Source organism: Paraflavitalea sp. CAU 1676 (assembly GCF_029223285.1).
Taxonomy (GTDB): domain Bacteria; phylum Bacteroidota; class Bacteroidia; order Chitinophagales; family Chitinophagaceae; genus Paraflavitalea.
Window position 1 is genome coordinate 319,578 of sequence record NZ_JARHUJ010000006.1, and the last position, 25,307, is coordinate 344,884.

At 49.4% G+C, this 25,307-nt stretch carries 21 protein-coding genes; 8 read left to right on the forward strand and 13 right to left on the reverse strand.

The features are described from left to right. Positions 1 to 256 precede the first annotated feature (256 nt). Positions 257 to 4,045, reverse strand: coding sequence for a DEAD/DEAH box helicase (locus P2H89_RS21045; protein WP_275830562.1), 3,789 nt, complete (start codon positions 4,043 to 4,045; stop codon positions 257 to 259). Positions 4,046 to 4,421: 376 nt separating this feature from the next. Here P2H89_RS21045 and P2H89_RS21050 point away from each other — a divergent pair, with 376 nt between their 5' ends. The 4 genes from P2H89_RS21050 to P2H89_RS21065 all read left to right on the forward strand — a co-directional run bounded on the left by P2H89_RS21050 (position 4,422) and on the right by P2H89_RS21065 (position 8,024). Further along, positions 4,422 to 6,083 carry a M20/M25/M40 family metallo-hydrolase gene (locus tag P2H89_RS21050; RefSeq protein WP_275830564.1) on the forward strand — a complete coding sequence of 554 codons (1,662 nt, stop codon included), beginning with the start codon at positions 4,422 to 4,424 and terminating at the stop codon, positions 6,081 to 6,083. Positions 6,084 to 6,174: 91 nt separating this feature from the next. Next, positions 6,175 to 6,609: an IPExxxVDY family protein gene (locus P2H89_RS21055; RefSeq protein ID WP_275830566.1), complete on the forward strand. Its 435-nt coding sequence runs from the start codon at positions 6,175 to 6,177 to the stop codon at positions 6,607 to 6,609. A gap of 178 nt (positions 6,610 to 6,787) precedes the next feature. Continuing rightward, positions 6,788 to 7,027, forward strand: coding sequence for a 4a-hydroxytetrahydrobiopterin dehydratase (locus P2H89_RS21060; protein ID WP_275830568.1), 240 nt, complete (start codon positions 6,788 to 6,790; stop codon positions 7,025 to 7,027). A 301-nt stretch (positions 7,028 to 7,328) separates the two neighbouring features. Beyond that, positions 7,329 to 8,024, forward strand: coding sequence for a hypothetical protein (locus tag P2H89_RS21065; RefSeq protein WP_275830570.1), 696 nt, complete (start codon positions 7,329 to 7,331; stop codon positions 8,022 to 8,024). Positions 8,025 to 8,188: 164 nt separating this feature from the next. On the opposite strand, the gene rho is transcribed toward P2H89_RS21065, so the two are convergent. The 11 genes from rho to P2H89_RS21120 form a co-directional block, all read right to left on the reverse strand. Continuing rightward, a complete protein-coding gene (gene rho / locus P2H89_RS21070) occupies positions 8,189 to 9,859 on the reverse strand; it encodes a transcription termination factor Rho (RefSeq protein ID WP_275830572.1) in 1,671 nt (556 codons plus the stop codon). A gap of 346 nt (positions 9,860 to 10,205) precedes the next feature. Then, positions 10,206 to 10,946 (reverse strand): 2-phosphosulfolactate phosphatase, encoded by a 741-nt coding sequence (locus P2H89_RS21075; protein ID WP_275830574.1) that lies wholly within the window; start codon positions 10,944 to 10,946, stop codon positions 10,206 to 10,208. 128 nt (positions 10,947 to 11,074) lie between these two features. Continuing rightward, a complete protein-coding gene (locus P2H89_RS21080; RefSeq protein WP_275830576.1) occupies positions 11,075 to 11,551 on the reverse strand; it encodes an SRPBCC family protein in 477 nt (158 codons plus the stop codon). Positions 11,552 to 11,713: 162 nt separating this feature from the next. Further along, positions 11,714 to 12,865: a glycine cleavage system aminomethyltransferase GcvT gene (gene gcvT, locus P2H89_RS21085; RefSeq protein WP_345799372.1), complete on the reverse strand. Its 1,152-nt coding sequence runs from the start codon at positions 12,863 to 12,865 to the stop codon at positions 11,714 to 11,716. 10 nt (positions 12,866 to 12,875) lie between these two features. After that, positions 12,876 to 13,715: a hypothetical protein gene (locus P2H89_RS21090; RefSeq protein ID WP_275830578.1), complete on the reverse strand. Its 840-nt coding sequence runs from the start codon at positions 13,713 to 13,715 to the stop codon at positions 12,876 to 12,878. A 260-nt stretch (positions 13,716 to 13,975) separates the two neighbouring features. Beyond that, on the reverse strand, positions 13,976 to 16,240 hold the full coding sequence (locus tag P2H89_RS21095) for a PspC domain-containing protein (protein WP_275830580.1): 2,265 nt from the start codon (positions 16,238 to 16,240) through the stop codon (positions 13,976 to 13,978). 2 nt (positions 16,241 to 16,242) lie between these two features. Next, positions 16,243 to 16,662, reverse strand: a complete 420-nt coding sequence (locus tag P2H89_RS21100) for a PadR family transcriptional regulator (RefSeq protein WP_275830582.1) — start codon at positions 16,660 to 16,662, stop codon at positions 16,243 to 16,245. Between the two features lie 923 nt (positions 16,663 to 17,585). Then, on the reverse strand, positions 17,586 to 18,980 hold the full coding sequence (locus tag P2H89_RS21105; protein WP_275830584.1) for a hypothetical protein: 1,395 nt from the start codon (positions 18,978 to 18,980) through the stop codon (positions 17,586 to 17,588). Positions 18,981 to 19,043: 63 nt separating this feature from the next. After that, complete coding sequence (locus tag P2H89_RS21110; RefSeq protein ID WP_275830586.1) at positions 19,044 to 19,634, reverse strand: penicillin-binding protein activator LpoB; 591 nt, start codon at positions 19,632 to 19,634, stop codon at positions 19,044 to 19,046. A gap of 42 nt (positions 19,635 to 19,676) precedes the next feature. After that, positions 19,677 to 20,072 carry a hypothetical protein gene (locus tag P2H89_RS21115; protein ID WP_275830588.1) on the reverse strand — a complete coding sequence of 132 codons (396 nt, stop codon included), beginning with the start codon at positions 20,070 to 20,072 and terminating at the stop codon, positions 19,677 to 19,679. Between the two features lie 218 nt (positions 20,073 to 20,290). Beyond that, on the reverse strand, positions 20,291 to 21,235 hold the full coding sequence (locus P2H89_RS21120; protein ID WP_275830590.1) for a 2-oxoglutarate and iron-dependent oxygenase domain-containing protein: 945 nt from the start codon (positions 21,233 to 21,235) through the stop codon (positions 20,291 to 20,293). Between the two features lie 128 nt (positions 21,236 to 21,363). On the opposite strand from P2H89_RS21120, the gene P2H89_RS21125 reads away from it, so the two are divergent. Genes P2H89_RS21125 through P2H89_RS21140 form a run of 4 tightly spaced genes read left to right on the forward strand, consistent with a single transcriptional unit; the run spans position 21,364 to position 24,734 of the window. Then, the gene (locus P2H89_RS21125) at positions 21,364 to 23,007 is read left to right on the forward strand and encodes a hypothetical protein (protein ID WP_275830592.1); all 1,644 of its coding nucleotides are present in this window, start codon (positions 21,364 to 21,366) and stop codon (positions 23,005 to 23,007) included. Then, complete coding sequence (locus P2H89_RS21130) at positions 22,979 to 23,683, forward strand: glycosyltransferase family 2 protein (protein ID WP_275830594.1); 705 nt, start codon at positions 22,979 to 22,981, stop codon at positions 23,681 to 23,683. The genes P2H89_RS21125 and P2H89_RS21130 overlap by 29 nt, the downstream gene beginning before the upstream one ends. Further along, positions 23,680 to 24,024, forward strand: a complete 345-nt coding sequence (locus P2H89_RS21135) for a DUF2304 domain-containing protein (protein WP_275830596.1) — start codon at positions 23,680 to 23,682, stop codon at positions 24,022 to 24,024. Before P2H89_RS21130 ends, P2H89_RS21135 begins: the two co-directional genes overlap by 4 nt. Positions 24,025 to 24,026: 2 nt before the next feature. Further along, entirely contained in the window at positions 24,027 to 24,734 is a 708-nt protein-coding gene (locus P2H89_RS21140; RefSeq protein ID WP_275830598.1) for a class I SAM-dependent methyltransferase, read from the forward strand. Here the strand turns inward: P2H89_RS21140 and P2H89_RS21145 are convergent. After that, positions 24,729 to 25,286 carry a biopolymer transporter ExbD gene (locus P2H89_RS21145; protein ID WP_275830600.1) on the reverse strand — a complete coding sequence of 186 codons (558 nt, stop codon included), beginning with the start codon at positions 25,284 to 25,286 and terminating at the stop codon, positions 24,729 to 24,731. The two genes, P2H89_RS21140 and P2H89_RS21145, sit on opposite strands and share 6 nt — an antisense overlap. Between the last annotated feature and the right edge of the window lie 21 nt (positions 25,287 to 25,307).

Here is a 25,307-nt window from a genome sequence, read left to right on the forward strand (position 1 = left end):
GCTGTGGATTTGTGAAACTTGTGTGGATAAGTGTTCCTTATTACGACAATCCGGTCTTTCGTGGCAGAGAATCGACCGTTGTTGCCTTTGTACCGGTGAATAGGGGTAGGTGTTGGATGGGCAGTTGAACGTTTGGGCCGCCTATGCGCTGCGCTCAGTCCGGGAAAAGGCTGGTTTAACAAATATCAAATGTGTGAGCTATACATGTACGATGCCGCTGTGGGCGGCATCGTACAATATAATATATATGACATCCTTAACTGAACAGGTATTCGACGTCTTCGCGGGTAAGGCTCTTGACAAAGCCTTCATCGTCGGTGATGAGGTCTTTCGCGAGCAGTCGTTTTCTGTCCTGCAGCTGAAGGATCTTGTCTTCGATCGTGTCTTTACAGATCATGCGGTAGGCGAAGATGTTCTTCGTTTGCCCGATGCGGTGCGTACGGTCGATAGCCTGCTGTTCCACGGCGGGGTTCCACCAGGGGTCAACGATGTACACATAATCGGCAGCGGTAAGGTTGAGACCCACACCACCCGCCTTGAGGGAGATGAGGAATACCCGGCAATTGGGATCGTTCTGGAAACGCTGGATCGCTTTTTCCCGGTCTATTGCCGAAGTGCTGCCATCGAAGTATTCGTAGTCAACACCCAGTTCCTTCAGTTTCTCGCGGATCAAGGCCAGCATGCCGAGGAACTGAGAGAACACCAGGGCTTTGTGGTCGCTGATGTTTTCGGTGATCTCACGGCCCAATTCTTCCAGTTTAATGGAGTGGTTGGGGAACTTCTCGGTTTCGTTCAGGATGGCCGGTGAGTCGCAGATCTGGCGCAGTTTCATAAGGCCCTGCAGGATGGTGAGCTGCGAGCGCTGGATACCCTGCGATTCGATGGTACCGAGGATCTTATCCCGGAAATCGTTGCGGTAGGCATCGTATATATTCCGTTGTTCATCGTCCATTTCGCAATAGAGGATGGTCTCCGTTTTATCGGGCAGGTCTTTGGCCACCTGCTCTTTGGTACGGCGGAGTATAAAGGGGAACAGCAGCTTGCGTAGGTGGTCCTTGCGATCGGCCTCGCCAAACTTATCGATGGGGATAGCGAACTCCTGGCGGAAGAACTCGATGCTTCCCAGCATGCCGGGGTTGAGGAAGTTCATCTGCGCAAATATGTCGAAGGTATTGTTCTGCAGCGGCGTACCACTGAGGCAAATGCGGTTCTTTGAATTGAGCAGGCAGGCCGCACGGGTAACCTTACTGGCGGGGTTTTTGATCGCCTGCGATTCATCGAGTACCACATAATCGAACTGAATGTCGACCAGTAATTTAATATCGCTGCGCAAGGTGCCGTAGGTGGTGATCATTACTTCGGCCTGTGCAAATTGTTCCTTATTTCGAGTACGTTCGCCACCGTGGTGAATGTAGTAAGTGAGTTCGGGGGTGAACTTCTTGATTTCATTCTCCCAGTTGAACATAAGGGTAGTAGGGCAAACCACGAGGGCTCTGAGCTTCCCATGGTGCTTACGGTAATAATGCAAGTAAGAGAGTGCCTGGATGGTTTTACCCAAACCCATGTCATCGGCCAGGATTCCACCCCATCCTATTTCACTGAGGTAATTGAGCCAGTGGAACCCATGCTCCTGGTAAGGACGCAGGATGGGCGCCAGGTGCTCTGGTACCGGTATCTCTTTGATCTTATTGAATGTCCTTAACTGATCGTATTTCTCTTCCAGTTTCAGTACCAGTTCTTCTTCGCTGCGGCCATCATAGAGTTCGTCGATGACGCTCATATGGTATTTGGACAAGCGAAGCTGGTTCTGTTTTCCCTCGCCTACCCTGAACAGCAGGGAGTATTTCTTGATCCACTCTTCGGGCAGAATACCCAGGGTACCATCATTCAGCTGCACAAACTGCTGACGGTTGGCCAGGGCTTTCTTTACATCGGCTACGGTAACCTTCTGCTCGCCAAACACGATATCCACCCGCGCATCGAACCAATCGGTATTGCTGCTGATGTGGATCTTGGTTTGTGGTTTGGCTGTATTGAAGCGGAAGTTCTTGAGTGCATCGAAGCCAAAGACTGGCACTTTCATGTCTTTCATGGCATCGACAAACAGGAAGAACCAGTTGTTCTTGAGTACATCGGCTCCTTTGAGGGCCAGTTGCTGGCCTCCTTCGGGGCGGATAAAATTGGAGTGGAGTGCCTCGAGCTTTTGTATAAACTCCTGCTCTTTGTCTTTATCGCGGTGTACGATCAGCACTTTATCGCTATCGGGGATAATGAGCTCATTCTTACCGCCGGGCTTTGTTTCGAACCCTTTATAGGAGAAATAAGGCTGGAACACGAGGTAGTCGCCTTTTTCCTGGAGGATGATGCGTTTTTCGGGATCGCCTTCCTTGATCTCGCTGATGAGGGCGGAATCGAATTCTACGTGGTGCTCGCGGGTGAGGGGCAGTACGAACTGGCGCAACTGCTCGGCCCACTGGCTTTTGGGTATCGTGATCTTTCCCTTGCCATGGAAGCGGGTTACGAGGTTCACTTCTTCGGAAGAGTTCCAGAGGAAGAGATTATCCTGGTAAAAGAACATGAGGCTGCTGTTGAGCAGGTTCTCCGTTACAGGCACCTGCTGCCCGTTGAGCTTGACCCAGCACTCCACATCGTAATTGCTCTTATTGGCCACCACTTTGAACCAAGGCGTTATGGGATCGGTGACGACGCCCACGGTATGCAGGTTATCGGTCTTGAATGGCTTCTTTCCATTCAGGTAAAAAACGAAGGGACTGGCTGCTACATCTACAAACAGTTTTTTGAGTTTGGGGTGCAGGTATTCTACCATGAGTGCCTTCGTCTCTTCGGGAAGCTCATCCTTTTCGTGATGTATGATATTTTCCCAAATGCCGCTGAATGGCGAGTTCCGATTCAGGTATTTCGTGATCTCGCTTTCCTGCATTTTGCGCAGGGGGGCGATGAGTTGACGGTCGTTGTCGTTGTAAACGTCGATGTTGATGAACTTGGACAGGTCGAGTTTTTCGACCTTGCCTACGTAGGCGGTGATCTCTTCGTTCGATTCGCCGCTCACGGCATCGATGGAAAAGCCGGGGTAAGCCTGTTGATTGAGGTTAAAGACAATGCCGAGCCGCTGGGCAGGCACTTCCAACTTTTCGGTGGCTGCTTCCAGCACGCCTGCGCCCGCTTGTGGCTGGGGCAGTTCGGCTTCGGCTACCGGCACAGGTTTGATCACCGGCCGTGCATTGGCTGCCTGGGTGATGCGTTTGATGCTGGTGTCGAGCACGCGCAGGAAGGGTTTTCCTTCTTTGTAGGTAAACTCAAATTTGCCTTCCAGGTTATCGCTGAGGCTGTAGCCATAGGCTTCCAGCAACTTGTTCTTTTCCTTGTCCCAGTTTCGGATGGTATCGAAATAAAAGGGACCATGGTTATTGAGGAGTTGGAGGAAGACGACCACTTTGGGCAGGCCGAGCGGATGGAGGCGGTCCTCGAAGTCACAGCTGGTATCGAAGTTCCGTTCTTCGTTTTTACGGATCACCACTTTCCAGTCCTGGCCTTCGAGGTTAACGGTTGCCTTGACCACTTCGTCCTTGGCAAATTCAATATCGGCACGCTGGGTGCGCAGGTATTGTTCGGCAGCTGTATAGCTTTCGGGCGAACAGAGCAGGCGTAGTGTTTTGAGATCGATGGTCTTCATTTTCACCACGGTATGGCGCTGATCATAGTCGGCGTCTTCGGCTTTCAGCATGTTCTTATCCAGCATTTCCTGGAGCTGGATGAGGGCTGCGGCTTCGTGGCGGCAGATATCGCCGAGGTTATAGGGACAGGCACAGCGCACCGAGAGGGTACGTGGGTCTTTGAACTTGGTGATGTTTACTTTATAGTATGTAGAGTAACTGTCGTCCTTTACCCGGAACACCACAGAATCTGTGAGCTCATCGTAATCAACCAATTCTACATAGCCGATAGCATGTATCTTTTTACCGCGACGGATCACTTCATCTGTTCCATTGGTATAGACGTACTTTATGAGATGGGGTAGTGCCATGCTTTGCGTTGTATTTACAGTTGTCCGGCATGAAAGCGGTCATAGGGTGTGTAGCCTGTTAGTGGGGTGAACATCCTTTGGTGACGCCGTCCAGCATCGGGTTTCTGCCCTATCCGTTGAGGAAAGGGCAATCTGCAAAAGTAAAGGAAAAAAAACGAGCTTAAAAAGTACTAAATCAATTATTAATACCAAAATAAGCTTTTTAATCCCATGCGCCCGGGGCGATTTTCCTGATCCCTGCCAATCAAGGGAATAGACGGTCCGAACGGGTGGCCAGGAACGGGATTTCTTTATAAAATTATCCTAACATTTATTGGTATGGGCTTTGTCGGCTATACCTTTGTCCTCGCTCATTCTGCCCATTAAAACGTTATTTATGTCGAAGGCCCGAACCTTGCGTTTGTTTCTTGTCTTTCTGCTATTATCTACCCAGTTATTTGCTCAAAAGCTCAAAAAGGCCGACAAGGCGGGTATTGCCGGTTTGCAGGCACATATTGCCTACCTCGCCGACGATAAACTGGAAGGCCGCCGGGCAGGCACGAAGGGCGAAGAACTGGCCCGGGAATACATCAGCGCGCAGTTTCAACAGGCTGGTTTGCAACCGAAAGGAGAAGGCAATGGCTGGTTTCAATCCTTCGAGATCAATGACGGTAAACAGCTGGGCAGCTCTACTTTCTTCTTTATCAACAACCACGAACTGAAGGTCAACGAGGAATTTTTTCCTTTGGCAGGCAGCCCCAACGGCAGCCTGGAAGAGGCTGTTTCGATCGCCTTACCGGAACAGGGCGTGCCCTGGTTCTTTGACCTGAAGGAGCTGTTGGAGGGTAATAAAGACAACCCCCACTTCGACCTGGTTCCTGCTATCCGTGCAAAAGCCGCCAAGGTAGCTGAAAAAGGCGCCAATGCCCTGATCATCTACAATAGCTCGGCGATTGCAGACGGGCTCAAATATGACGGCAAGGATCGCTCTGAAGCGACAAAGATCCCCATCGTCTATATCACCGACAAGGTTCGCAAGGCCCACCTGAAAGACGAGGCGGCCACCTACGACCTGAAGATCCGGGTTACGATTGCCGATAAAAAACGCACGGGCAACAACGTGGTGGGTTATATCGACAACGGCGCCGGCACTACCGTGGTGCTGGGTGCGCACTATGACCATCTTGGCTATGGCGAAGACAATAATTCGATGCTACGCACCGGCGAGCACCTGATCCACAATGGCGCCGACGACAATGCGAGCGGTACTGCCGCTTTGATCGAGCTGGCCAAGCTGTTGAAGGTGTCGAAGAGCAAGGGCAATAACTACCTGTTCATCGCTTTCTCGGGCGAAGAACTGGGCCTTAACGGTTCGAAGTATTTTACGGAACATCCGTCCATCGATCTCAGCAAGGTGAGCTATATGATCAATATGGATATGGTGGGCCGACTGAACGATTCGAGCAAGGCCCTTACCATAGGCGGTTATGGCACTTCGCCTTTCTGGGGTGCAACCTTTGGGAAGTTCAATCCCAAGAAGCTGCCTTTGACCCTCAAGTACGACAGCAGCGGCACAGGCCCCAGCGACCACACTTCCTTTTACCGGAAAGATATTCCCGTATTGTTCTTCTTTACGGGGCTGCATAGTGATTACCACCGCCCCACTGATGATGCCGATAAAGTGAATTATACCGGCGAATGGCAAATCGTTAAACTGATCGAAGAGATCGTCGCATCTGCCAATCTGCAGGGCAAGCTGGCCTTTACCAAAACAAGAGAGGTACAGACCTCCACTTCTACCCGCTTCAGCGTAAGTATGGGTATTATGCCCGATTACACGTTCAGTGGCGCCGGGGTACGGGTAGACGGGGTGAGTGATAACCGTCCGGCGAAAAAGGCCGGCATCCAAACGGGTGATGTGATCGTGCAGCTAGGCGACTTTTCCACCACTTCCATGGAGAGCTATATGCAGGCGCTTTCTAAATTCAAGAAAGGCGATAAGGCCCGGGTTAAATACAAGCGTGGCGCCGATACGCATGAAACCGAGGTAGAGTTTTAGCGGGCGGCGGCGGGCTGTTGCCTGGGACTAACCAGGCTGGGGCAGCAGACTGTCGCGTGCAACTCCTGGTCACTTTTTATGTTGTACAGTTATGAAACTGAAGCTGGACCTCGATGAAATGACGGATGACTTCTTCGACAATACCCGGTTGATGGGTATTGTGGCGCCGGTCAAGAACTACCAGTTCTGCTGGCAGCTGAACCAGCTGTTGCGTTTCGATTTCCGCATCAACAACGATATTGAGATCCAGCTGTACAAGAAGCAGCGACATTATTACTTCTCCATTTTCGAATACCGCGAACCCAATAGCTCCCTGGTACACTATTTATACCATAATCAGTTTGACGGCGAATACCTGTTGCCCGAATTCAGGCATCTTGATTTTTTGTGGTTGTTGAAGGGCGACCTGGTGGCTGAAGACTTTCTGCAGAACCTGATGGGCGCCATCAAAGGCATCGGGGCTGTGCAGCTGGTTACTGAGCTCACCAATGAGAAGATCAAGAACAAGGGGCATTTGATCTTTTAGGCGCGTGCCCTGGTGCTCACCGCCACGATGAGGCGGTTATTGAGGTGGCATCGCGACCTGGCGGCGTTAATTTGACTGGCCAGTCACCGCAATAGTTTTGTTTTGTGGGTGACGTCGCCTGTGTTTGGGTTCGCCGCCTGGCCCTTCCGCACTGCTGTGAACTTTTCAATTTAATTATATGTGGCAAGAAGAAAACAACAAACTGTACCGGAAATTCCAGTTCAAGGATTTTTCGGAGGCCTTTGCTTTTATGACCAGGGTGGCCATTGAGGCGGAGAAGATGAATCATCATCCGTTGTGGACGAATGTTTACAATACTGTGGAGATCTGGTTATCGACGCATGATGCGGGCGATGTTGTTACCGACAAAGACCGTAAGTTGTCGGGCAAGATCGATGCCCTGGTTGCCAGCCGGTGAGGCGATAGGGGGTGGATTTGTCGCCTGGCGTGGACTTGGTCATAACAGGATGGCCAGCAGCACGAGGAGTAATCCTATCAGCAAGGATATGCCCGCGCCCATCAACAGGCGTCTTCGCCGGATACGTTTATACCTGATCTTTGCCATAAGCGTTCAGCAGTGTTTTGGAGGGCAAAGAAAGGGGTTGGCTTCCCGGCAAACTATCGCATAATCATGTGGTTTTGGCCTCATTAAAAGCAAGTTAAATGGTGTAGGCCGCATGAGGAATGTTGTATCTTGAAATGCACCAATCCGGTTTTATATGAAGTTCTTATCCATTGCCTGTATGACGGTGTTCCTTATGCTGGCGGCCTGCCAGGATAATGCCGATAAAAAGGCTCCGCAGCAAGACGCCAAGCAGGAAGATTCTGTAGTGGAGAGTCTTGATACGCTGTTATCGGCCGAAACGATCCAATCGTTCAGTACAAGCGGCATTTCGGAGTATGTCCGGAAGAGATCGGCCAGCTTTGACTGGAACAAGTTCAGGATGGTGAGCTCGTACCAGGAGGATTCCATGCTGGTGACTCCTTTTGAAGACAACAATAACTTTTTTCGTAATTATGGTCCTTTCTTAAAGTATTCTCCCGATAGTTCGATGTTCATTGACCTGGACAGTTATAATATCGACATCACACGCGACGCACAGGGACGGTTTTCGGGCTCGGAAATGGGGCCCGATACAGAGGTGAGCCTCATCGATGTAGAAGATAAGACGAGGACCAGGCTGGTTTTCCTGGGGCCAGGCGGTATGGTGGAAGATGGTCTTTGGCTCGATAACCAAACGCTGGTATTGATGGGAAGGCAGGAGAATGAGCACGGAAAACAGGTGCCTACTTTATGGCGGTTTCATGTACCTACCCACACTTACTTTATCTACGAACTGCCCGACCCTTCGCTGGCGGGCCCGATGGCCGAATACTGGAAGACCGAACGGTTGAAGCTGGTGAAGATCAAATAAGGTGATGTGGCTGCAGTGGGCACTTTATGTAGTGGTTGCAGATTACCGGACAGCTCAACTCAATGAACCGTTTATCTAATACAGTGACTATAGGTAAATTAGAAAGCCCTGTATTCCTTGCGGAAATACAGGGCTTTTTATGTTTACTGCTGTTGCAGTAGTGTTTATCCGTTCATGCTCGCCAGGAACTCGTGGTTGTCTTTTGTTCCTCTCATGCGGCGCAACAGTTCGTGCATGGCTTCTTCGGTGTTCATATCTGTCAGATACACACGGAGCAGGTTCATGCGTTGCAATACCTCTTTTTCGAGGAGGAGGTCATCGCGGCGGGTAGAGGAAGCTACGAGGTCGATGGCCGGGAAGATACGTCTGTTGGCCAGGCGACGATCGAGTTGCAATTCCATGTTGCCGGTTCCCTTGAACTCTTCGAAGATCACTTCATCCATCTTGGAGCCGGTATCGATCAGGGCTGTTGCGAGGATGGTGAGTGAGCCGCCATTTTCAATCTTACGGGCTGCACCGAAGAACTGCTTGGGCTTCTGCATAGCGTTTGCTTCCACACCACCAGACAGTACTTTACCGGATGCAGGGGCTACCGTGTTGTGTGCCCGTGCGAGACGGGTGATAGAGTCGAGCAGGATCACTACATCGTGTCCGCATTCTACGAGGCGCTTTGCTTTTTGCAAGGCTATGGTAGATACTTTTACGTGTTTCTCTGCAGGCTCATCGAAGGTAGAAGCGATCACTTCTGCTTTTACGCTACGCTCCATATCGGTAACTTCCTCAGGGCGCTCATCCACCAGTACTACCATCAGGTAACATTCGGGGTGATTGGCAGCGATTGCATTGGCTACTTCTTTCAACAATACCGTTTTACCGGTTTTTGGCTGTGCCACGATCAATCCACGCTGTCCCTTACCGATGGGGGTGAACAGGTCCATGATACGTGTGCTATAGGCGTTAGGAGCCGTAAAAATGTTGAGCTTTTCGAAAGGGAAGAGTGGCGTCAGGTAATCAAACGGAACACGATCGCGCACATCTTCAGGTGCTTTGCCATTGATGTGCTCTACCTTCAGCAGTGCAAAGTATTTTTCGCCTTCTTTGGGAGGGCGTACTGCACCGAAAACGGTATCACCGGTCTTCAGACCAAACAATTTGATCTGCGAGGGAGATACGTAGATATCGTCGGGTGATGAGAGATAGTTATAATCGGAGGAGCGGAGGAAGCCGTATCCGTCGGGCATCATTTCGAGCACACCTTCTGCGAGGATAACGCCATCGAACTCGATGTTGAAGGTTGTTTCACGATGACGGGGATATGACTTTTGCTGCTGGTCCTGTGCGCTGCCGTTGGTATTGATCTCTTCCTGGGGTCCTTCATCTTCCTGGCTGATCTCGTTGCCACCCTGTTGTTGAGATTCCATTACGTCGTCTTCATCATCCTCATCCTCTTCCTGTGTTATCTGTGGCAGGTCGAGTACAGGTTGTTCGTCGTCGGTCTTTTTGCGGGCTCCTTTTTTAGCGATCACCACTTTTTCGGCGGCTTTCTTCTTAGGCGCTTCCTTCTTGAGGTCCTTTTTATTTTTTTCTTCGCCGGTGCTCATGACATCTGCTTCTTCAGTAGCATTGGCGGTTGTGGTTTTAATGATGCGTTTGCGCTTACCTTTTTCTTCAGTTGATGCGCCTTTCTCATCGCTGGCCAGGACGGCCTGCTTATCGAGGATTTTGTAGATGAGACCCTGCTTGTCGAGCTTTTTGGAATTGGGGATTTTAAGCTGCTCAGCTATATCAAGCAGTTCGGGAACGAGCATGTCGTTCAGTTGGAGAATATCATACATAACAAAACTTGAGAGTTTAACACTTGGTCAAGATGACCAATCTTTGTGTGTGTGTGTGAAAAATAAATCTTTTGAAATGAGTTTTTATTGAGTTGGAATGCACAAAAACTGATGAGTTAGCAGAGATCGGGTATGACTTATCAGTCCTATTCCGCCACAATAATACATCAATTTTATAAAAACCAAAAATTTTTGCCCTGCAGGCCTGGGGTTTAATGTTATAAACGGTAAAAGGGTATGATCGACGCTCAATTGTCTAAAAGCCTGATCAGGCTTGAGATATATGGTAAAAACCCCGTATGCGGCAGCAATCGTTGAACAAGCCGGGACCGATGGCTAATCATCATTAACGTGGGTTATGCACCACCAGCTTGCCCTCTTCGTAAAAGGGCAGCACATTAGCTCCATCGGGTGTTAAGCAATAGCGTATATCCTTCTCCAATCCAAAGCCTGTGAGACGATGGTAATGGGAAGCATTCTTGTCGCGCATGAAACCGTACAGGTCCTCGCTGGCTGCAACGTACATGGTCTCTGCCATTTGCGATGAGTCGCAGTTGATGCTAAAGTGCTGTTTTACGCGGTTGATTACGGCGCCTGCGAAGAGCGTGTCTTCAATGTTCACACGGTCTTTCCAGGCGGCGCATCCCAGTACCACGTTCATTTGCTGCCCTACGATGTAATCACATACTGCTGAGAGGTTGGGGAATGAACCGGTGATGATCTGCCCTGCTCCTCTCTCGAGCGCCATGTGCAACAATTTCGTGCCATTGGTGGTGGTGAGTACGAGGGCCTTGTTCCTGATGAACGCTTCCGGGTATTCAAATGGAGAGTTTCCGTATTCGAGCCCTTCGGCAATCTGTCCGTCGCGCTCGCCGGCTGTGATAGAGTCGATACTTTTACCGAGTTCTATACACCTGGCTACACTGTCTACGGGTATTACACATTTGGCGCCATTGTACAGGGCAGTTGCGATGGTGGAGGTGGCTCTCAATACGTCGATGATAACTACTACGGTATTGTTGAGGTCGTACAGGTGTAATAATGCGGGCGACAGGGTGGTGTATAGCGTCAGTTTATTGTTGCTCATGCGCGGATTAACGATTTAAAATCTGGTGCAATGTTAAGACGCTGGCAGCAGCTAAAAAAAACAAAATATGGGACAGGGTGGTTCGGCGGTCGGGGAATGGCAGTCGTTAATGATTTGTAAAAACGGATCTACTTCTGGAGCATGAACTTCCATTTGTCGGTTTCGGCGTATTCGCGGATCATCCGGTTGCGCTGGTTGAGCAGCTGTTCCATGTATTTGCGCAGGCAGATGCTGTTGACCATTTTGCCGAGTGCGCCCCAGGGCGATTCGAAGTGAAAGATATCGATGGCAAGTGTTCCGTTCTCGATGGGCTTGAAGTGGTGTTCGTGCCGCATGCTTTTGAAGGCTCCCTCCACCATTTCATCGGTGAAGCTGTAAGGGGCTTTCATGTCGGTGATCCGCACTTTCATGATGCGCGTTTTGTAAAAGTGCTTTGCTTTCCAGGTTACGGTTTCATCCAGGCCGATCAATCCCATGGTGGTACCTGCCACTGCCTGTTCGCCGGTATGGGCCATTGCTTTCTTATGCAGGTCGATGCTTCTGCTGAGGTCGAATACCCGTTCGACGGGTGCGGCGATGAAGGTGGTGAGGTGGATAGTGGGCATGGGATGCTGGTTTGCTTTGAGGTGTGGAATAAATAGCAATAAACAAGCCAGTTTGCGGTGGTGGTGCATCAGGTGCAGCCGGGGCCCGACAAACTGCCATCAGCCATAAAAAAAGCGTTGCCTGATGGGGCAACGCCTTTGTATAACTGAATAGTTGATCGACTATACGAAGGGGAACTTTACCACTTTGGCCTGCAGCTGCCTGTCGCGCACCTTAATGTAGATCGTGGTGTCGAGTGGCGTAAACGCAGTTTCCACATAACCCATCCCTACTGCTTTTGCGAGGCTGGGGGCCTGGGTCCCGGAGGTTACTTTGCCGATGGTTTTGCCCGTTGCGTCGCAGATCTCGTAGTCGTGGCGGGGTATGCCTTTATCGATCATTTCAAAACCTACCAGCTTGCGGGTTACACCAGCTTTCTTTTGTTGCTCCAGTATTTCTTTGGCAGTGAAATCTTTGGTGAATTTGGTGATCCAGCCAAGGCCTGCTTCGAGGGGTGATGTGGTATCATCGATGTCGTTGCCATAGAGGCAGAAGCCCATTTCGAGGCGAAGGGTATCACGTGCACCGAGACCGATGGGTTTCATTCCCTGCGGTCCGCCAGCGGCGAAGAGGGCATCCCAGATCTTTTCGGCTGCGCCGTCCTTGTCTTCGAAATAGATCTCTACCCCACCCGCTCCGGTGTATCCGGTGGCGCTTACAAGTACATTATCAACACCCGCGAATTTTCCCTTTGCGAAGGTGTAGTACTTGAGGTTGAGTATGTCCATGTCGGTAAGTGGCTGCAGGATCTTCGTAGCGTTGGGTCCCTGAATGGCGAGCAAACAGGTTTTGTCGCTTACGTTGTGCATTTCCACCTTGTTGGTATTGTACTGGCTGATCCAGTTCCAGTCCTTTTCAATATTGGACGCGTTCACCACCAGCATGTATACTTTATTTTCTTCGATGCAGTATACCAGCAGATCGTCTACAACGCCGCCTTCTTTATTGGGCAGGCAGCTGTATTGTGCTTTCCCGGCAGTGAGTTTGGAGGCATCGTTGGATGTTACACGCTGTATGAGGTCGAGTGCATTTTCTCCTTTCAGGATGAACTCGCCCATGTGGCTAACGTCGAATACGCCGGCATTGTTGCGTACGGCTGCATGTTCATCATTGATGCCAGTATAGGATATGGGCATGTTGTACCCGGCAAACTCCGCCATCTTGGCTCCGAGGGCGAGGTGCTTTTGCGTGAAAGGAGTATTCTTCATTTGTTGTTTTTGTGCGGCAAAAATAAAGGTTGCCGCCAAGGTCGCCAATAAAAAGAGGACTGGCATACTGCTAAGTTTATTGGAAGGCCGGAGCTACGCAAGCTGCGTGGCTGGAGCCACTGATCAGAAATACCCGTTCCTGCCGGGCGGCCAATTCCTTCACCACCGCCACCAGCTGGCGATTGCGCAAATCGTTGGTAGTGGCCATGATATCGTTGAGAAAACCCGGCAAGGTCGTTTCATCGGAGGTTATGCGCCAATCGGGGCCGTTGGGGAAATGTGTTTTCCATACGCGGTCTACATCTGCAGGCGTTTTGAAGTTGGCTTCCTGCTGCACGTATTTTGCGCGGGGCAGGTATTCTTCGATGGCTGTTTCGGGAGAAGCTGGTTTCCCAAAACGCAACTGGCTGAAATATGGGTTAAGGATCTGGTACAGCGCTATCTGCTCCGGACTGAACTTTTGCTGCAGCTGTACGGCCAGGGTTTCTTTGGAGAGGTCCCAATTGTATAAGGGGATGCCCTTGTCTTTGGCGAGGGCTGCTACTTTACCGCCTTCTCCCAGTTCCTTCACGGGATCCATTACGCCGGGCAGCAGGAATCCGAGACGACCTTCTACGAGTGCGATGGTTGGGTTGAGGGTTTTCCATTTTTCTTCGATGGTTTTGATCTCTGCATGCAGGGGATCGCGGGTATGCGTGGCACCAATGATCACGTAGTTCTTTCCTTCTATGATGTAGGGCCTTTTGTGGTCGGCGATGAGATGATAGTTTGCGAAAGGAGTAATGGAATCTGATTTTACTGCGGCATTGGTAAGGGTATAATATTTAGGCGATTTCCAGGCGATCATAAATACTGTTCCCAATAATGCAATAACGATCACCAATACCCATGCGGATACTTTAAGTACTTTTTTCATGACTTTGTTTTGTTGTTTTAATCCTTGTTGATATAACCTAAATGGTACGCTATGGAGGGTGATGTGCGTTCTGAAGAGTGGTGGCAGGTTCTGTAAGGCGGGCGACATACGGTTTCCGTGAGGGGTACGGAATGTGTTGATCCTAATGACTGTTGTGGTGCGGATGTTTGGTTCGGGCGAAAAAAGAGGGGCCGTAGTGTAACCGGCCCCGTTGTTCCAACTTCAACCAGGTCCAGGATAGAAGATCCCTGACCAACTATTTATAAGAGCTTTGCGAGCGATGCTACAGGACCGGCAAGGTTGGCCAGGGTGCGGTGGCCATTGCGGGCTGTTTCATTTTCCGCTGATGAATTAAAGGCTGTTTTTACTTCCACTTCTTTCACGCGCGTGCTGTCGGCACTTTGCTTCTTTTCTTTTTCGCGGGGATAGCGGTAGCCGGGTGTTGTATCCTTTTTGTCACTTTCGTTGTTGTTCAATTCACCTTCCAGCTGTATCTCATTTTCGCCGTCTTTGATTTTCAGTTTGAACTTGCCGCTTTTCAGTTCTATCTGATCGTATTTATCGACAGGTTGCAGGCCATCTTCAGGGGTCATGATCATATCGCGATCGCTGGTCCAACTGTAGGAATTATCCCAATTGTAATCATTGCGGAATCCTCGGCGGCGGTTGTAGTTGATGCTGAACCATTCGTAGTCATCCACTTTGCCATCGATACGGATGCGTTTTCCTACAGGCACTTCGATAATCACCAGCACCTGCTGGTTCCTGAACTTTTCGAAGCGGCTGATCGCAAATCCTTTGGGCAATTCCAGGATACTGTCTTTCTGTTCGATGTTGAAGGATACGCGCTCTGCGAGGTCCTTGGCCTTTTGGGGATTGTTGCCCCTGCAGAGCCTTACCCTGCGCACATGGAAATTAGCATCATTGCTCTTTTGGATATTAACCCGGACGGTATTGAGCATCAGGGTATCCTGATTAATGGCATAGAAGGGTGCATCTTCCCAGGAGATACCGAACCAGTCGCCGCCATAGTAGTGCTCGTAGGTGTTGGCTACATCAATGATCAGCTTGTTGTTGGCTGGCTGTGTGAGCTTTACTTCCTCTTCCGAAAAGCTTGAGCTTCTGAAGTTGCGGTAAACTGTGCCGCTGAGGATGAATGCGCATATCAATCCTACGATCCACAAGGTGCTGAACACATACCCAAGGTAGTGATTACGTGAACGTACGCCCATGATGCGGCGAATGAGCCAGGTGATCAATGCGATCAAAGGTATGCCGAGGAAGAGGATGAGGGTGGCCCAGGCCAGCAGGTTCTCACCAAATCCTTCGAAGATGAAGTCTTTCACCGGGAACATCGTAAAGCCTCCGAAGATCACGCCGGCGATGGCTGCGAACAAGGCTACTACTATGATGGCCGCGAGGACCATGAAGAATGCTTTGAACAGTACACCGATGACATGGCCTATTCCGCTACCTGCGCCGCGGGCTACAGGGCCTGCTTCGGCAGAGAAGGTCTTGGCGCGCGAGCCGGCTGTTTGACCAAACTCCTTTGCTTTTTCACCAAACTGCTGGGCAGATTCTTTTACTTCTTTACCCCATTTTTCTGCTTTGGCCTTAAATCCTTCGAGGTCTTCCTTCACGGTATCGCGTATGGAGTTAAGGTCTACCTTCTCCCCCCGCATTTCCAGTTTTTCGGAGGAGGAAACAGCTACGGGTACAGTGATCCAGAGAATCACATAGGCAAAGAAGAGGGTGCTGCCGAGAGAGCCGGTGATGACTTTGGGTCCCCACCAGAAATCCCAATCGTGCCACCAGATATTATTGAACACGCCGGAGATCAATCCGAATATCAGGGGCAGGGCAAAAATGAGCCGGGGTACCCAGGTGGGAGTATTGAAGTAGGCCGATAAACCGCCACATACACCGGAGATCACTTTGTCTTCTGCACTGCGGTAGAGACGCTTGGTGATATTTGTTTCTATCGACTGCGAAGGTATGATGACCCACAGCAGGATGTACACCCAGAACAGGGGGGCGAAGAGCACTACGAACAGTATGCGCATCACGACAGGATCGATGCCGAAGTAGTTGGCCAATCCGCTCGCTACACCACCGAGGATCTTATCGTCGGCGTTGCGGTAAAGACGGCCACGCTGGGCACGGTTCTGGGCACCATAATTATAGGTCGATTGCGACTGCGATTGGGAGCTTTGTTGCTGCTGGCTGGTATTGCCGTTGGTTTCAGTACCGGAGCCAACGGTTTCAGCTTCGAAGTCTTCGGGGCGGCCCATGCTGGCGATGACGGTGTTAACGTCTTCGTCGGTAATGCAGGTAGCGCCTTTCTTGATGCGTTCGGAGAACAGTTCAGCGATACGGCCTTCGATGTCGTTGATGATCTCATCGCGTCCTTCTTCGTTGGCGAAGTACCTTCGCAGGCTTTCGATGTATTGTTTCAGGAGTTCATAAGCGGTCTCCTCGATGGGGATCACTCTGCCCTGAAAGTTTATATTGATTACCTTTTTCATTGTTACTCTTGTTTGTCGGTGGTTGAAGTGTTGGTTGGTATGTTGGGAGAATCGGGCCCGAAGGAGACATTGCCGGCTGTTGAGACCAGCGATTCTTTTTTGGTGGTGAGCCGGGTTACCGCGTTGGCCAGTTCGTTCCAGGTGGCTTCCAGCTCGTTGTAGAATTCTTCGCCTTTCGGGGTAAGCGAAAAATACTTGCGGGGTGGCCCTGAGTTGCTTTCTACCCAGCGGTAGGTGAGCATATCGGCGTTTTTAAGCCGGGTTAACAGGGGGTAAAGGGTACCTTCCAGGATCTGGAGGTTGCAACCCCGCATTTCATCCACGATATCACTCGGGTAAGCTTCGCCCCGACGAATGATGGAGAGAATGCAGAACTCCAGTATACCTTTACGCATCTGGCTCTGTGTGTTCTCGATGTTCATAGATGCTTTTGTTTTTAAAATGGCAGCAGGGGCTTTCATGGCTGTACTTTCTGATACTTGTTGGCTATACTTTGTCTTTGACCCGCTGCTGCCGTTGTTGTGATCATTGACAATACAAATGTAGGGAGAATTCAAGTACTATACAACACATAGTACCTACCGAAGGAAGGTAATTTTGATGGGCTGCTAATAAGTTTTACCCAAAATGCAGGCGGAATAGGGGTTTCCGGGCTCTCCCGGTAGCTGAAACAATTTCGAATGATTGGATGAACGGTAATTAATGCAGGTTGAATGGGGCATAAAATTGAAATAATGCCTGGTGGAGTTGCTGGGATGGCTTGGAATTGGGTCCAGGAGCTGTGCGACGCCCGGAAATGGCGTTTCTTTTCAATAGATTAATGAATTTAATCCACCTCCCGGCGGGAGCAGCCTTGAACTGAGTGAAATGGCTGTAGAGCCTTCTCCTGCCGAACTGGTTCGTTGCGGGATGTTGTATAATGGGATGAAGGGCATGGCAGGTGATTTGGCCGTTGCTTTATATGGTGTTGCAAAGATATTACGCTGATCACTAGCGCCAATTTGACACACTATTTGTATCTTCGGGGCATGCTAGTTTCCCTTACTTACGGCTCTATTCTTCTTTGCCGGCTGCCGGTACGGACCCACGAGAATCGGTTGCTGTTCATGACTCCGGGCCAGACAAATGCGGCCATTTACCTCCTTTTACCCACTTGCGCTTTACTCTAGGTTTACTTCAGGTTTACTCCAGGGCTACTTTAGGTTTACCCGAAATAGTCTCCTTCCATCTTACATTCATGGATTATATACGGTATGACTCCCTTGTATCCGTTCGCCATTTTACTTGGCTTGGGAAAAGGACCTACCCTCTACCTCAGTCAAATTGACAGCTTTTGTTGTATGCGCTATTGTAATGTGCAGATATTTTGCACCTGGAGGCCTCCATGGCCTTCGGCGACCAGGTTTACTTTGGTGGTTGCCTGTCCGGTCAGGCTAACCTCGACCACATTAACACCCCGGTTGAGGGGCACCCTCATGTAGGAAATGGTATGGGGCAGGCTTTGCCAGTTGCGGGTATCCGCTTTTTCGGAAGCGAAATTGAAGACCTGGATGGCAAGCGCTATGGCCTCTTTGGTATCCTTATTCTTATCATCGCTCTTAGGGCGGGCGGCCGCTTCGGCCAGTTTTTTGATGGCAAGGCGGCTGAGGGCGGTTGACATTTCTTTCAGAAACCGCTCGCGGAGGGTGGCAAATGCAATGGCATTAATATCTTCCGCTGCTTCGAAATGATAGTTGACATCGTTAAGTTCTACCGTGGCGTTACGGTAGTTCGGTGGCTGCTCCTGGTAGCGCGGGAAGGCTACCCGCAGTGAGCGCAGGTCATCCAGCTTTAGATCTTCCTTTTTGGCGTTGGTGCTGGAAAAATCAAAAGGAATGTTGAATGAGCCGGCGGGGTCTACAAATGCGAAATTGCCGATGCCGTCTTTGGTGAGCGCGAAGAAGAAGTCCTGCTGCAATTTTACCGGGGCGAGTCCATTCTCCCAGAACAATACCAGTTCGCCTGCTTCGGAAGCGGCCTTTGGCCTGTACCTGACCTTCAGCAATCCTTCATAACGCTCTACCTCTTCGCGGAACCCCATCAGGTCGGCCGTACGCAGCAGATCTTGTTTCAGCTGCTCGGGTAATGGCGTTCCGTAATAAAGGTCATTGTGCTGGAGGTATATGTCTACAGCGTTGCGATAGGATATGAATGCATTGTTGATATCGTTGCTCTGCTCGTATATAATACCCTGGATGGTGAGTGAAAAGGCATCGTCGGAATATCGGTTATCGCTTTTGTATTTATCCTGCTGGGCGTAACTCGCCAGTGAGATCCGGCGGGCTTCTACGAGTGCCTCTTCGCGATCGCCCAGATAAAGATAATTAAGGGCTTTGTAGTAATGGATCATGAACCGCTCGAAATCTTCGCCCCGGTAGGTTTGCATCATGGGGTTGAGGAGAGTTCCGAGTGCTATGTCGCCGGCACTGACACGCGTGTCTTCGATGAAATTATCGGCGAGGTTGAAATAATAATTGCTGCTGTCGTATTTCTTCTGGAGGTGGGTGACCTTCCCTTTTTCGACATAGTACAACAGGCGGTTACGATTCGCTTTTACCAGCTTGATCTTTTCCAGATCATTTTCCGCCTGGTTGTACTGACCATTCCTGACATGCGCATAGTAGCTACCAATACGCGTATTGTAGGTTGCACAGGAAAACAAAAAGAGCATCAGCGAAAAAAGGGCCAATGCTCTTATCATATTTTTAGATGATAATGCCATGCCGGTAGGATCTGCAGTTCACCAGTAGGTTTCGGAAGAAAATCAGTTCTTAATGTATTTGGAGATCTTCTCGTCACCGATCCAAACAATTTCATTGCTTTGCATATCGGTAAGTTCCAGATTAACCTGAAAGTAAGAGACCTTCTTTTTCTTATGGGCGTCCACGATCTGGTTAATGGATCCCTGGAGGATGAAATCGGCTCCTTGTTCCAGGCCAAATTTTTTCATGCTGGAGGCTGTTGAGTTGGTTTGCTGATCGGCTCTTTCGGCGCGCAGCTCTTCCCGTTTTTTGCCGCCTTGTACGAGCCGCACTTTGCCAGAGCGGATGAAGGACTGTTCTACATCCTTGAGAAATGTCTCCGCTTCTATATGCTCGGTCGATTTATTGGTAACGAAGCCTACGATAACTACAGGTTTTTGACCGTTGTGTGCCTGCTGGTAATTGCTTACCCATTTGTCGCCCAGGATCTGATCGATCATTCTTTCGGCGGTGAGGCGGGCATCGGTATTGTTCCAGCGTCCGCTGATGTCAACTTGTTCGCCGGGGTCGATACGGGTTACTGTCCGGGAGCAGGATACACTGATTACGCTTACAGCTACGGCAGCTGTAACAGTCCATAAAAGTCTTTTCATAATACGTTTTTATAAAAAAATAAGCTGTTGAAAGGGGGTGTTTTAGTGGCACCACAATGCCATGGCGGCTATGAATGGCAGTGTAGACAACAGGTAGTTGCCCCAGCCTGTTCCATTGGAGGAAGGATAATATCCATTTCCATAGGTATTATAACCATTATCGTAACCATTACCACCATTACGAGCTTTTTCCATGCGCAGTTCACGCTTCCAGGCTTTGCGGGAGGCACGGAGTGCAAGTTTATCCTCGTAATAATCGATGGCTTTGTAGGTCTCTTGTAATGTTGTGCTGTGCCAGCTGTTGACGGAGTCGGCCATGTTCATATAACGGGCCTGACTAACCATAAAGCTGGGGTTTTGATCGGGGGCTGATGTCTGCGCAGAACTGGCAAACACTGCTGCGAGTACAATAGAAGCTGTAAGTAGAAAACTTTTCATAGTTATAGCTTTTTAGGTTCCGGATTGACAACACAAAGCTAATCGGCGATGCGTTAAGCGAGCGTTAAATCGCTCGTAGCTCATGCAAGATAGTGTTAAACCTTAGGTTATGCAAGCCATATACATAAAACTACATCATTATGTGATCAATGATGCTCAATAATGTCAAAAGCCGGCTGTGTGATGCCGGCTTTTTGCCATATCGCTCCAGGTTTCTTTTACTTTTTGAGGCCGATCTCGCGTAACCGTTCGTCGAGGTATTCGCCTGCTGTGGCATCAGGATAAGCTTTCGGATGGCCAGCATCGATGCAACTTTGCAAGCTAGCGAGGCTCATTTCGCTTTTGGGATGCAAAAAGAAGGGTATTGAAAAACGTGAGGTATGCCACATTTCCCTCGCCGGATTGACGACACGGTGGGTTGTACTCTTCAATTTGTTGTTGGTGAGCCGCTGCAGCATATCGCCTACATTCACTACGATCTGTTCGGGCAAGGAGGTCACCCCTACCCAATCGTTCTGCTTGGTCAGGATCTGCAATCCATCGGCAGAGGCACCTACCAGCAGGGTGATGAGGTTGATATCTTCATGCTGCTCGGCGCGGATGGCCGACTTCGGCTCCTGCGTAATGGGCGGATAATGTATGGCCCGCAGGATCGAATTGCCATTGTGGACGAACTGGTCGAAGTAATGTTCTTCGAGTCCCAGGTATAATGCTATGGCCTGCAACAAGGCGGTGCCTGACTTTTCAAAGGCCCGGTAGGCCTTTTCGAAGGTGACATTGAAGGCTGCCACATCTTTTACCTGTACGTTATCGGGATATTCGCTTTTGATGGGATCGTTGTCTTCGACTATCTGACCGTACTGGAAGAACTCCTTCAGATCGGGTGCGTCGCTGCCTTTGGCGTGTTCTTTTCCGAAGGATGTATACCCCCTTTGGCCCGCCAGGCCAGGTACTTCATACTGTTTTTTAGCATCGAGCGGAAGGGCAAAGAACTGCTGTACGTATTTATAAAGATCGGCTATCAGTGCATCCGGTATTCCGTGATTCTTCACAGCTACAAAGCCAACATCTTCATAGGCCTTGCCCAATTGCTGTACAAACGCCTGTTTCAATTGCGGATCGCCGGAAGTAAAGTCGGCGAGATTTACGACGGGTATTGCCATACGACAAGTTTAGTGTGATCAATAGTAGTTCTCTCCTATAAAATTAGGTCTTTTTCGTGCAATGATCTATTTTGGCGTCTAAGACCGGCTGTAGATTGACTGACCTTATCATTGGGATTTTATCGCATATGTGGAACCGCACCAAAGTTTATTTATCGTCGCGCGTAGCGTCGGTGATTTGTTTCATTATTGCCATTTTGGGCAAAATCATTCTGCTTAAGGTCTTCTTAACGATTGGTGCCGACAAAATGGGCCAAATCGCGATAACCCGTAACTTCCTGCAAGGGCATGGTCTCCGACTTCTCGCTTCATCGCCCACGGATATCTCCAGTTCGAGCTATATTTGGAACAACGGATGGCCGCCGGGTTACAATTTGCTCCTGAGCCTATTTCTTTCTCCTTCAGGTTTCAATTATGTACAGGCAAGTTTCGTTACTGATTGCGTTGCTGCGCTATTGTTCTTTTGGTATTGCAGAAAGGTGCTATTGATGATCGATTTCCCGATCTGGACAGTGAATCTTTTCCTTTTATTCCAGTCATTTTTTCTTTTTAAATACCTGCAGCGGGATCCAGTAACCGACTTCCTTTCGTTGTCGTTGATGGTTGCCGCTATGTATTATGTACTTAAGGTAGTAAAAGAATGCAAGGTTTCGATCAACACAATTGCCTGGTTATCATTCTTCCTGCTTGCAGCTTCATCTATGCGGTATCAAAACTTTCCCGCTTGTTTATTTTTGGCTGGGGCACTTACTTTTATCGGTTGGTTTCAAAAGCAGCCTAGCTGGTCTACAACCGGTTGCATAGCGGTTTGTTTTCTTATCTTCTGCTTCGGAGGTTTTCTGGTCTACCAGCATTTCCAAGCCGGCAAGGCATATTATCTCGTTCCGGTTCGCAACGGGTTTTTCCCATCGAACCTGCTATATATGGATCCCTATGTATTCACGGCATTCGTCAATGTCCATTTTCTGGCTGTGCAGGCTTCCAAGGCCAATCTGGCTTCGTACACAACCTGCGCAGAGCTTGTAAGATGGACGGCGATCCCATTGGGCCTGCTTTTTACATTGGTTGCAGGCAGGCATTTTATCAAAACCCGATTTAGGATACGCCATGCGCAGGAGGGGTTTTTCTTTTTTGGTTTTATTACTTACCTGAGCATTGTTGGACTATTGGTACTTTTATCTTTGAGGCTCGACATCAACATCGGTCCTCCCCTGTTTCGATGGACCTATGTAATGAACGCACGCTATTATGCGTTTCCGATATTCTATGTACAGGTTTGTTTGTGGTGGTATTTATTTGTTCGGCCGGTAAAGCATGGAAATTTGTGGCTTCGCTGGCTGAAGGTCTTGTTTTTGGGACTTATGACGTTCGAGGCATTACACGGGGCATATTTTACCATAAAGCACTGCAACCGGGATCTGTTCGTATTTCGGGATACAGAAATTGAGAAGCCGGAACAAGCCTTACTAACCCAATTTGTTAAGGAGAGCCAGGCCAGGGATCCAGACAGAAAGATTGTTGTAGCGTCCTATTTCTCGCGGATTCGTTTCCTCGCGGATCTTTACGGTGTCTCCACTATTCTTGATATCCGTACTTTATCCCACCAAATGCCTTTGAGCAGCAAGCCAGCTGTATTACTAGCCGTGCTCAGCCGGAGCGAATTACAAATGTTCGAGAAGTTTATACACGAGCCGGGGGTAAAGCTGCTTTCACAAACTAAAGACTATTATTTGTATACATATTATGTCGAGCCTTCCGGAACAAAGCAATAAGCAAGTTTTCGTTGTTATACCCGTTTTCAATGACCTTTCGGTGATCCGGCATGTTGTACAAGAGCTTCTTTCCATGTACGAATACCGAATTGTCATTGTGGATGATGGTTCAATAATTCCAGTTAATACCTTTCTTGTCGGGCTGCCGGTTTACTGCCTCCGACACCGGGTGAACCTTGGGCAAGGTGCTGCGCTAGAAACCGGGTTTCAATATGCTTTTAAATGTGGTGCAGATATAGTAGTGACCTTTGACGGAGATGGGCAGCATGTTGCAGAAGATGTGAGAACAATCGTGAAGCCCCTCATGGATGGCGAAGTGGAAGTGGTTTTAGGATCCAGGTTCCTGGAAGATGGGGTAAGCGAGGTACCTGTCGTAAGAAAAATGGTGTTGCGTATTGGACGGCTTGTGAATTTCGCGCTGGGTGGCGGCTTATTGAGCGATGCACACAATGGATTGCGGGCCGTCAGCAGGGAGGCACTTGAAAAAATTTCTATTACCGAGAACCGGATGGCGCATGCCTCTGAAATTCTGTTCGAGATCAAAAGGCACCGTTTATCGTACCGGGAAGTACCGGTGACTGTTAACTACACTGATTACTCACGGCAAAAAGGCCAATCGGGTGTTGATGGTATTAAAATCCTATTTGACTTAGTTTTACACAAACTTTTCCGATGAGTGGCATTCAACTTCTACTGTTAACCGGCGTTGCCTTTATTGGCCTGTTTTTCTTCACCAGGTTGAAGAAGCGTACGTTGGATATTCTATTACTGGCCCTCATGGTTGGTTGCGCAGGCATGTTTGTCATTTGGCCTGATATTACCAATAAAATTGCGACCCGCCTTGGTGTGGGTCGTGGTGCCGACCTGGTATTTTATGTAAGCATCCTCCTCTTTTGGTTTGTAATACTTAAGTTGTATGCGCGCATCAGGAGGCTTGAACAATTGCTGACGCAGATCGTGCGGGAAGATGCTCTGAATAAGGCTGCAACACCTGTAACAAAACAGGAAGCACCATGAGCATGGAACGCATTAAGCCGGAAAGTCTGCTGGCAGATGAAGTTACCGGCCGTGAAACTTTGCATCTTCACCTGGAACGGTATCACTTCGCAGGAAAGCACCTTTTGCCTGGATTGGTGGCAGATGTTGCCTGTGGCGTAGGGTATGGCAGCTACCTGCTGGCCACTGAATATGGCAAGGGTGATTGTTCGATCATTGCTGGTGATATCGATGATGCGAGTATACGATATGCGCAGGAAGCGTATAGCCATCCGTCCATCAGGTTTGTACAGGCCGACGCTTATTCGTTTGAAGCAGGCGCTTTACTGAACAATATCGTGTCGCTGGAAACGATTGAACATTTGGCCGAGCCGGAACAATTTGTGCGTCATATGGCCGGGCAGCTGGCGAAAGGTGGACGGTTCATTGCTTCGGCGCCCATAACCCCTTCGATGGACGCGAACCCATATCACTTACAGGACTTTACCGGCAAAAGTTTCCGGCAGTTGTTTTTCGATGCCGGCTTCCGCGAGGTGGCGTCTTTTGTGCAGGTACAGCGTTTCAATCCATTGCCTTTATTGAACAGAAAAGAAAAGCGCAGTAAGGATCTGCGAAGAAACGTACTGCGCTATTATGCCGATCATCCCAACAAACTCCTGCTACGCCTGCGATCGATCGTGAAAGATGGATTCGCCAACAAATACCTCGTTGCAGTTTTTGAGAAGTTATAAGCCTCCGGCTTTTTGCTTTATAATGTCCTTTTCTTCTGGGGTAATTTCCATGAGTGCATAATGCTTTAGTCCATTGATCTGCACTTCATCGAGAACATCAACTACATTCTGATAATTAGATTCGCTGTGTGGTTTGATCATCAGCGTGAGGTCTTTGCGCGAGCCGGGCTTTGCCTTGTCCATGGCGACTTGTTTATCACGAATTATCTGACCGATGCCGTCTTTTACAGCATAGGAGGTTACTCCATAATTACCAGCGGCCATGGCTTCTTCCAATGTACCGTGATAATAAAAGATCTTGTTGCCTTCTAATGGTAATACCGTTAAGGCTGCACTAATTGGAACTTTGATGTCAACGTCTACCGGTTTCGTATCATCGGGCATAACGAGCTTCGTGGCGCGGGGATCGCTCATGGTAGTAGTAAATATGAAAAACGTAATGAGCAGAAAGCCGAGGTCGACCATTGGCGTGAGATCGACACGGGTAGACAGTTTTTTGCTTCGGCGTACGCCGGGCTTGTTGCTGGTGGTAGCGGTGTTTATTTCAGCCATATGTATTGGTTTTGCCTATAG

What these genes read in the sequence shown, in the direction of transcription:
- P2H89_RS21135 (WP_275830596.1), top strand. Translation starts at nt 23,680, where the DNA reads ATGAGTGGCATTCAACTTCTACTGTTAACCGGCGTTGCCTTTATTGGC.
- P2H89_RS21055 (WP_275830566.1), top strand. Translation starts at nt 6,175, where the DNA reads ATGAAACTGAAGCTGGACCTCGATGAAATGACGGATGACTTCTTCGAC.
- P2H89_RS21130 (WP_275830594.1), top strand. Translation starts at nt 22,979, where the DNA reads ATGTCGAGCCTTCCGGAACAAAGCAATAAGCAAGTTTTCGTTGTTATA.
- P2H89_RS21145 (WP_275830600.1), bottom strand. Translation starts at nt 25,286, where the DNA reads ATGGCTGAAATAAACACCGCTACCACCAGCAACAAGCCCGGCGTACGC.
- P2H89_RS21045 (WP_275830562.1), bottom strand. Translation starts at nt 4,045, where the DNA reads ATGGCACTACCCCATCTCATAAAGTACGTCTATACCAATGGAACAGAT.
- P2H89_RS21095 (WP_275830580.1), bottom strand. Translation starts at nt 16,240, where the DNA reads ATGAAAAAGGTAATCAATATAAACTTTCAGGGCAGAGTGATCCCCATC.
- P2H89_RS21090 (WP_275830578.1), bottom strand. Translation starts at nt 13,715, where the DNA reads ATGAAAAAAGTACTTAAAGTATCCGCATGGGTATTGGTGATCGTTATT.
- P2H89_RS21075 (WP_275830574.1), bottom strand. Translation starts at nt 10,946, where the DNA reads ATGAGCAACAATAAACTGACGCTATACACCACCCTGTCGCCCGCATTA.
- gcvT (WP_345799372.1), bottom strand. Translation starts at nt 12,865, where the DNA reads ATGCCAGTCCTCTTTTTATTGGCGACCTTGGCGGCAACCTTTATTTTT.
- rho (WP_275830572.1), bottom strand. Translation starts at nt 9,859, where the DNA reads ATGTATGATATTCTCCAACTGAACGACATGCTCGTTCCCGAACTGCTT.
- P2H89_RS21065 (WP_275830570.1), top strand. Translation starts at nt 7,329, where the DNA reads ATGAAGTTCTTATCCATTGCCTGTATGACGGTGTTCCTTATGCTGGCG.
- P2H89_RS21110 (WP_275830586.1), bottom strand. Translation starts at nt 19,634, where the DNA reads ATGAAAAGACTTTTATGGACTGTTACAGCTGCCGTAGCTGTAAGCGTA.
- P2H89_RS21120 (WP_275830590.1), bottom strand. Translation starts at nt 21,235, where the DNA reads ATGGCAATACCCGTCGTAAATCTCGCCGACTTTACTTCCGGCGATCCG.
- P2H89_RS21080 (WP_275830576.1), bottom strand. Translation starts at nt 11,551, where the DNA reads ATGCCCACTATCCACCTCACCACCTTCATCGCCGCACCCGTCGAACGG.
- P2H89_RS21100 (WP_275830582.1), bottom strand. Translation starts at nt 16,662, where the DNA reads ATGAACATCGAGAACACACAGAGCCAGATGCGTAAAGGTATACTGGAG.
- P2H89_RS21115 (WP_275830588.1), bottom strand. Translation starts at nt 20,072, where the DNA reads ATGAAAAGTTTTCTACTTACAGCTTCTATTGTACTCGCAGCAGTGTTT.
- P2H89_RS21060 (WP_275830568.1), top strand. Translation starts at nt 6,788, where the DNA reads ATGTGGCAAGAAGAAAACAACAAACTGTACCGGAAATTCCAGTTCAAG.
- P2H89_RS21050 (WP_275830564.1), top strand. Translation starts at nt 4,422, where the DNA reads ATGTCGAAGGCCCGAACCTTGCGTTTGTTTCTTGTCTTTCTGCTATTA.
- P2H89_RS21125 (WP_275830592.1), top strand. Translation starts at nt 21,364, where the DNA reads ATGTGGAACCGCACCAAAGTTTATTTATCGTCGCGCGTAGCGTCGGTG.
- P2H89_RS21140 (WP_275830598.1), top strand. Translation starts at nt 24,027, where the DNA reads ATGGAACGCATTAAGCCGGAAAGTCTGCTGGCAGATGAAGTTACCGGC.
- P2H89_RS21105 (WP_275830584.1), bottom strand. Translation starts at nt 18,980, where the DNA reads ATGATAAGAGCATTGGCCCTTTTTTCGCTGATGCTCTTTTTGTTTTCC.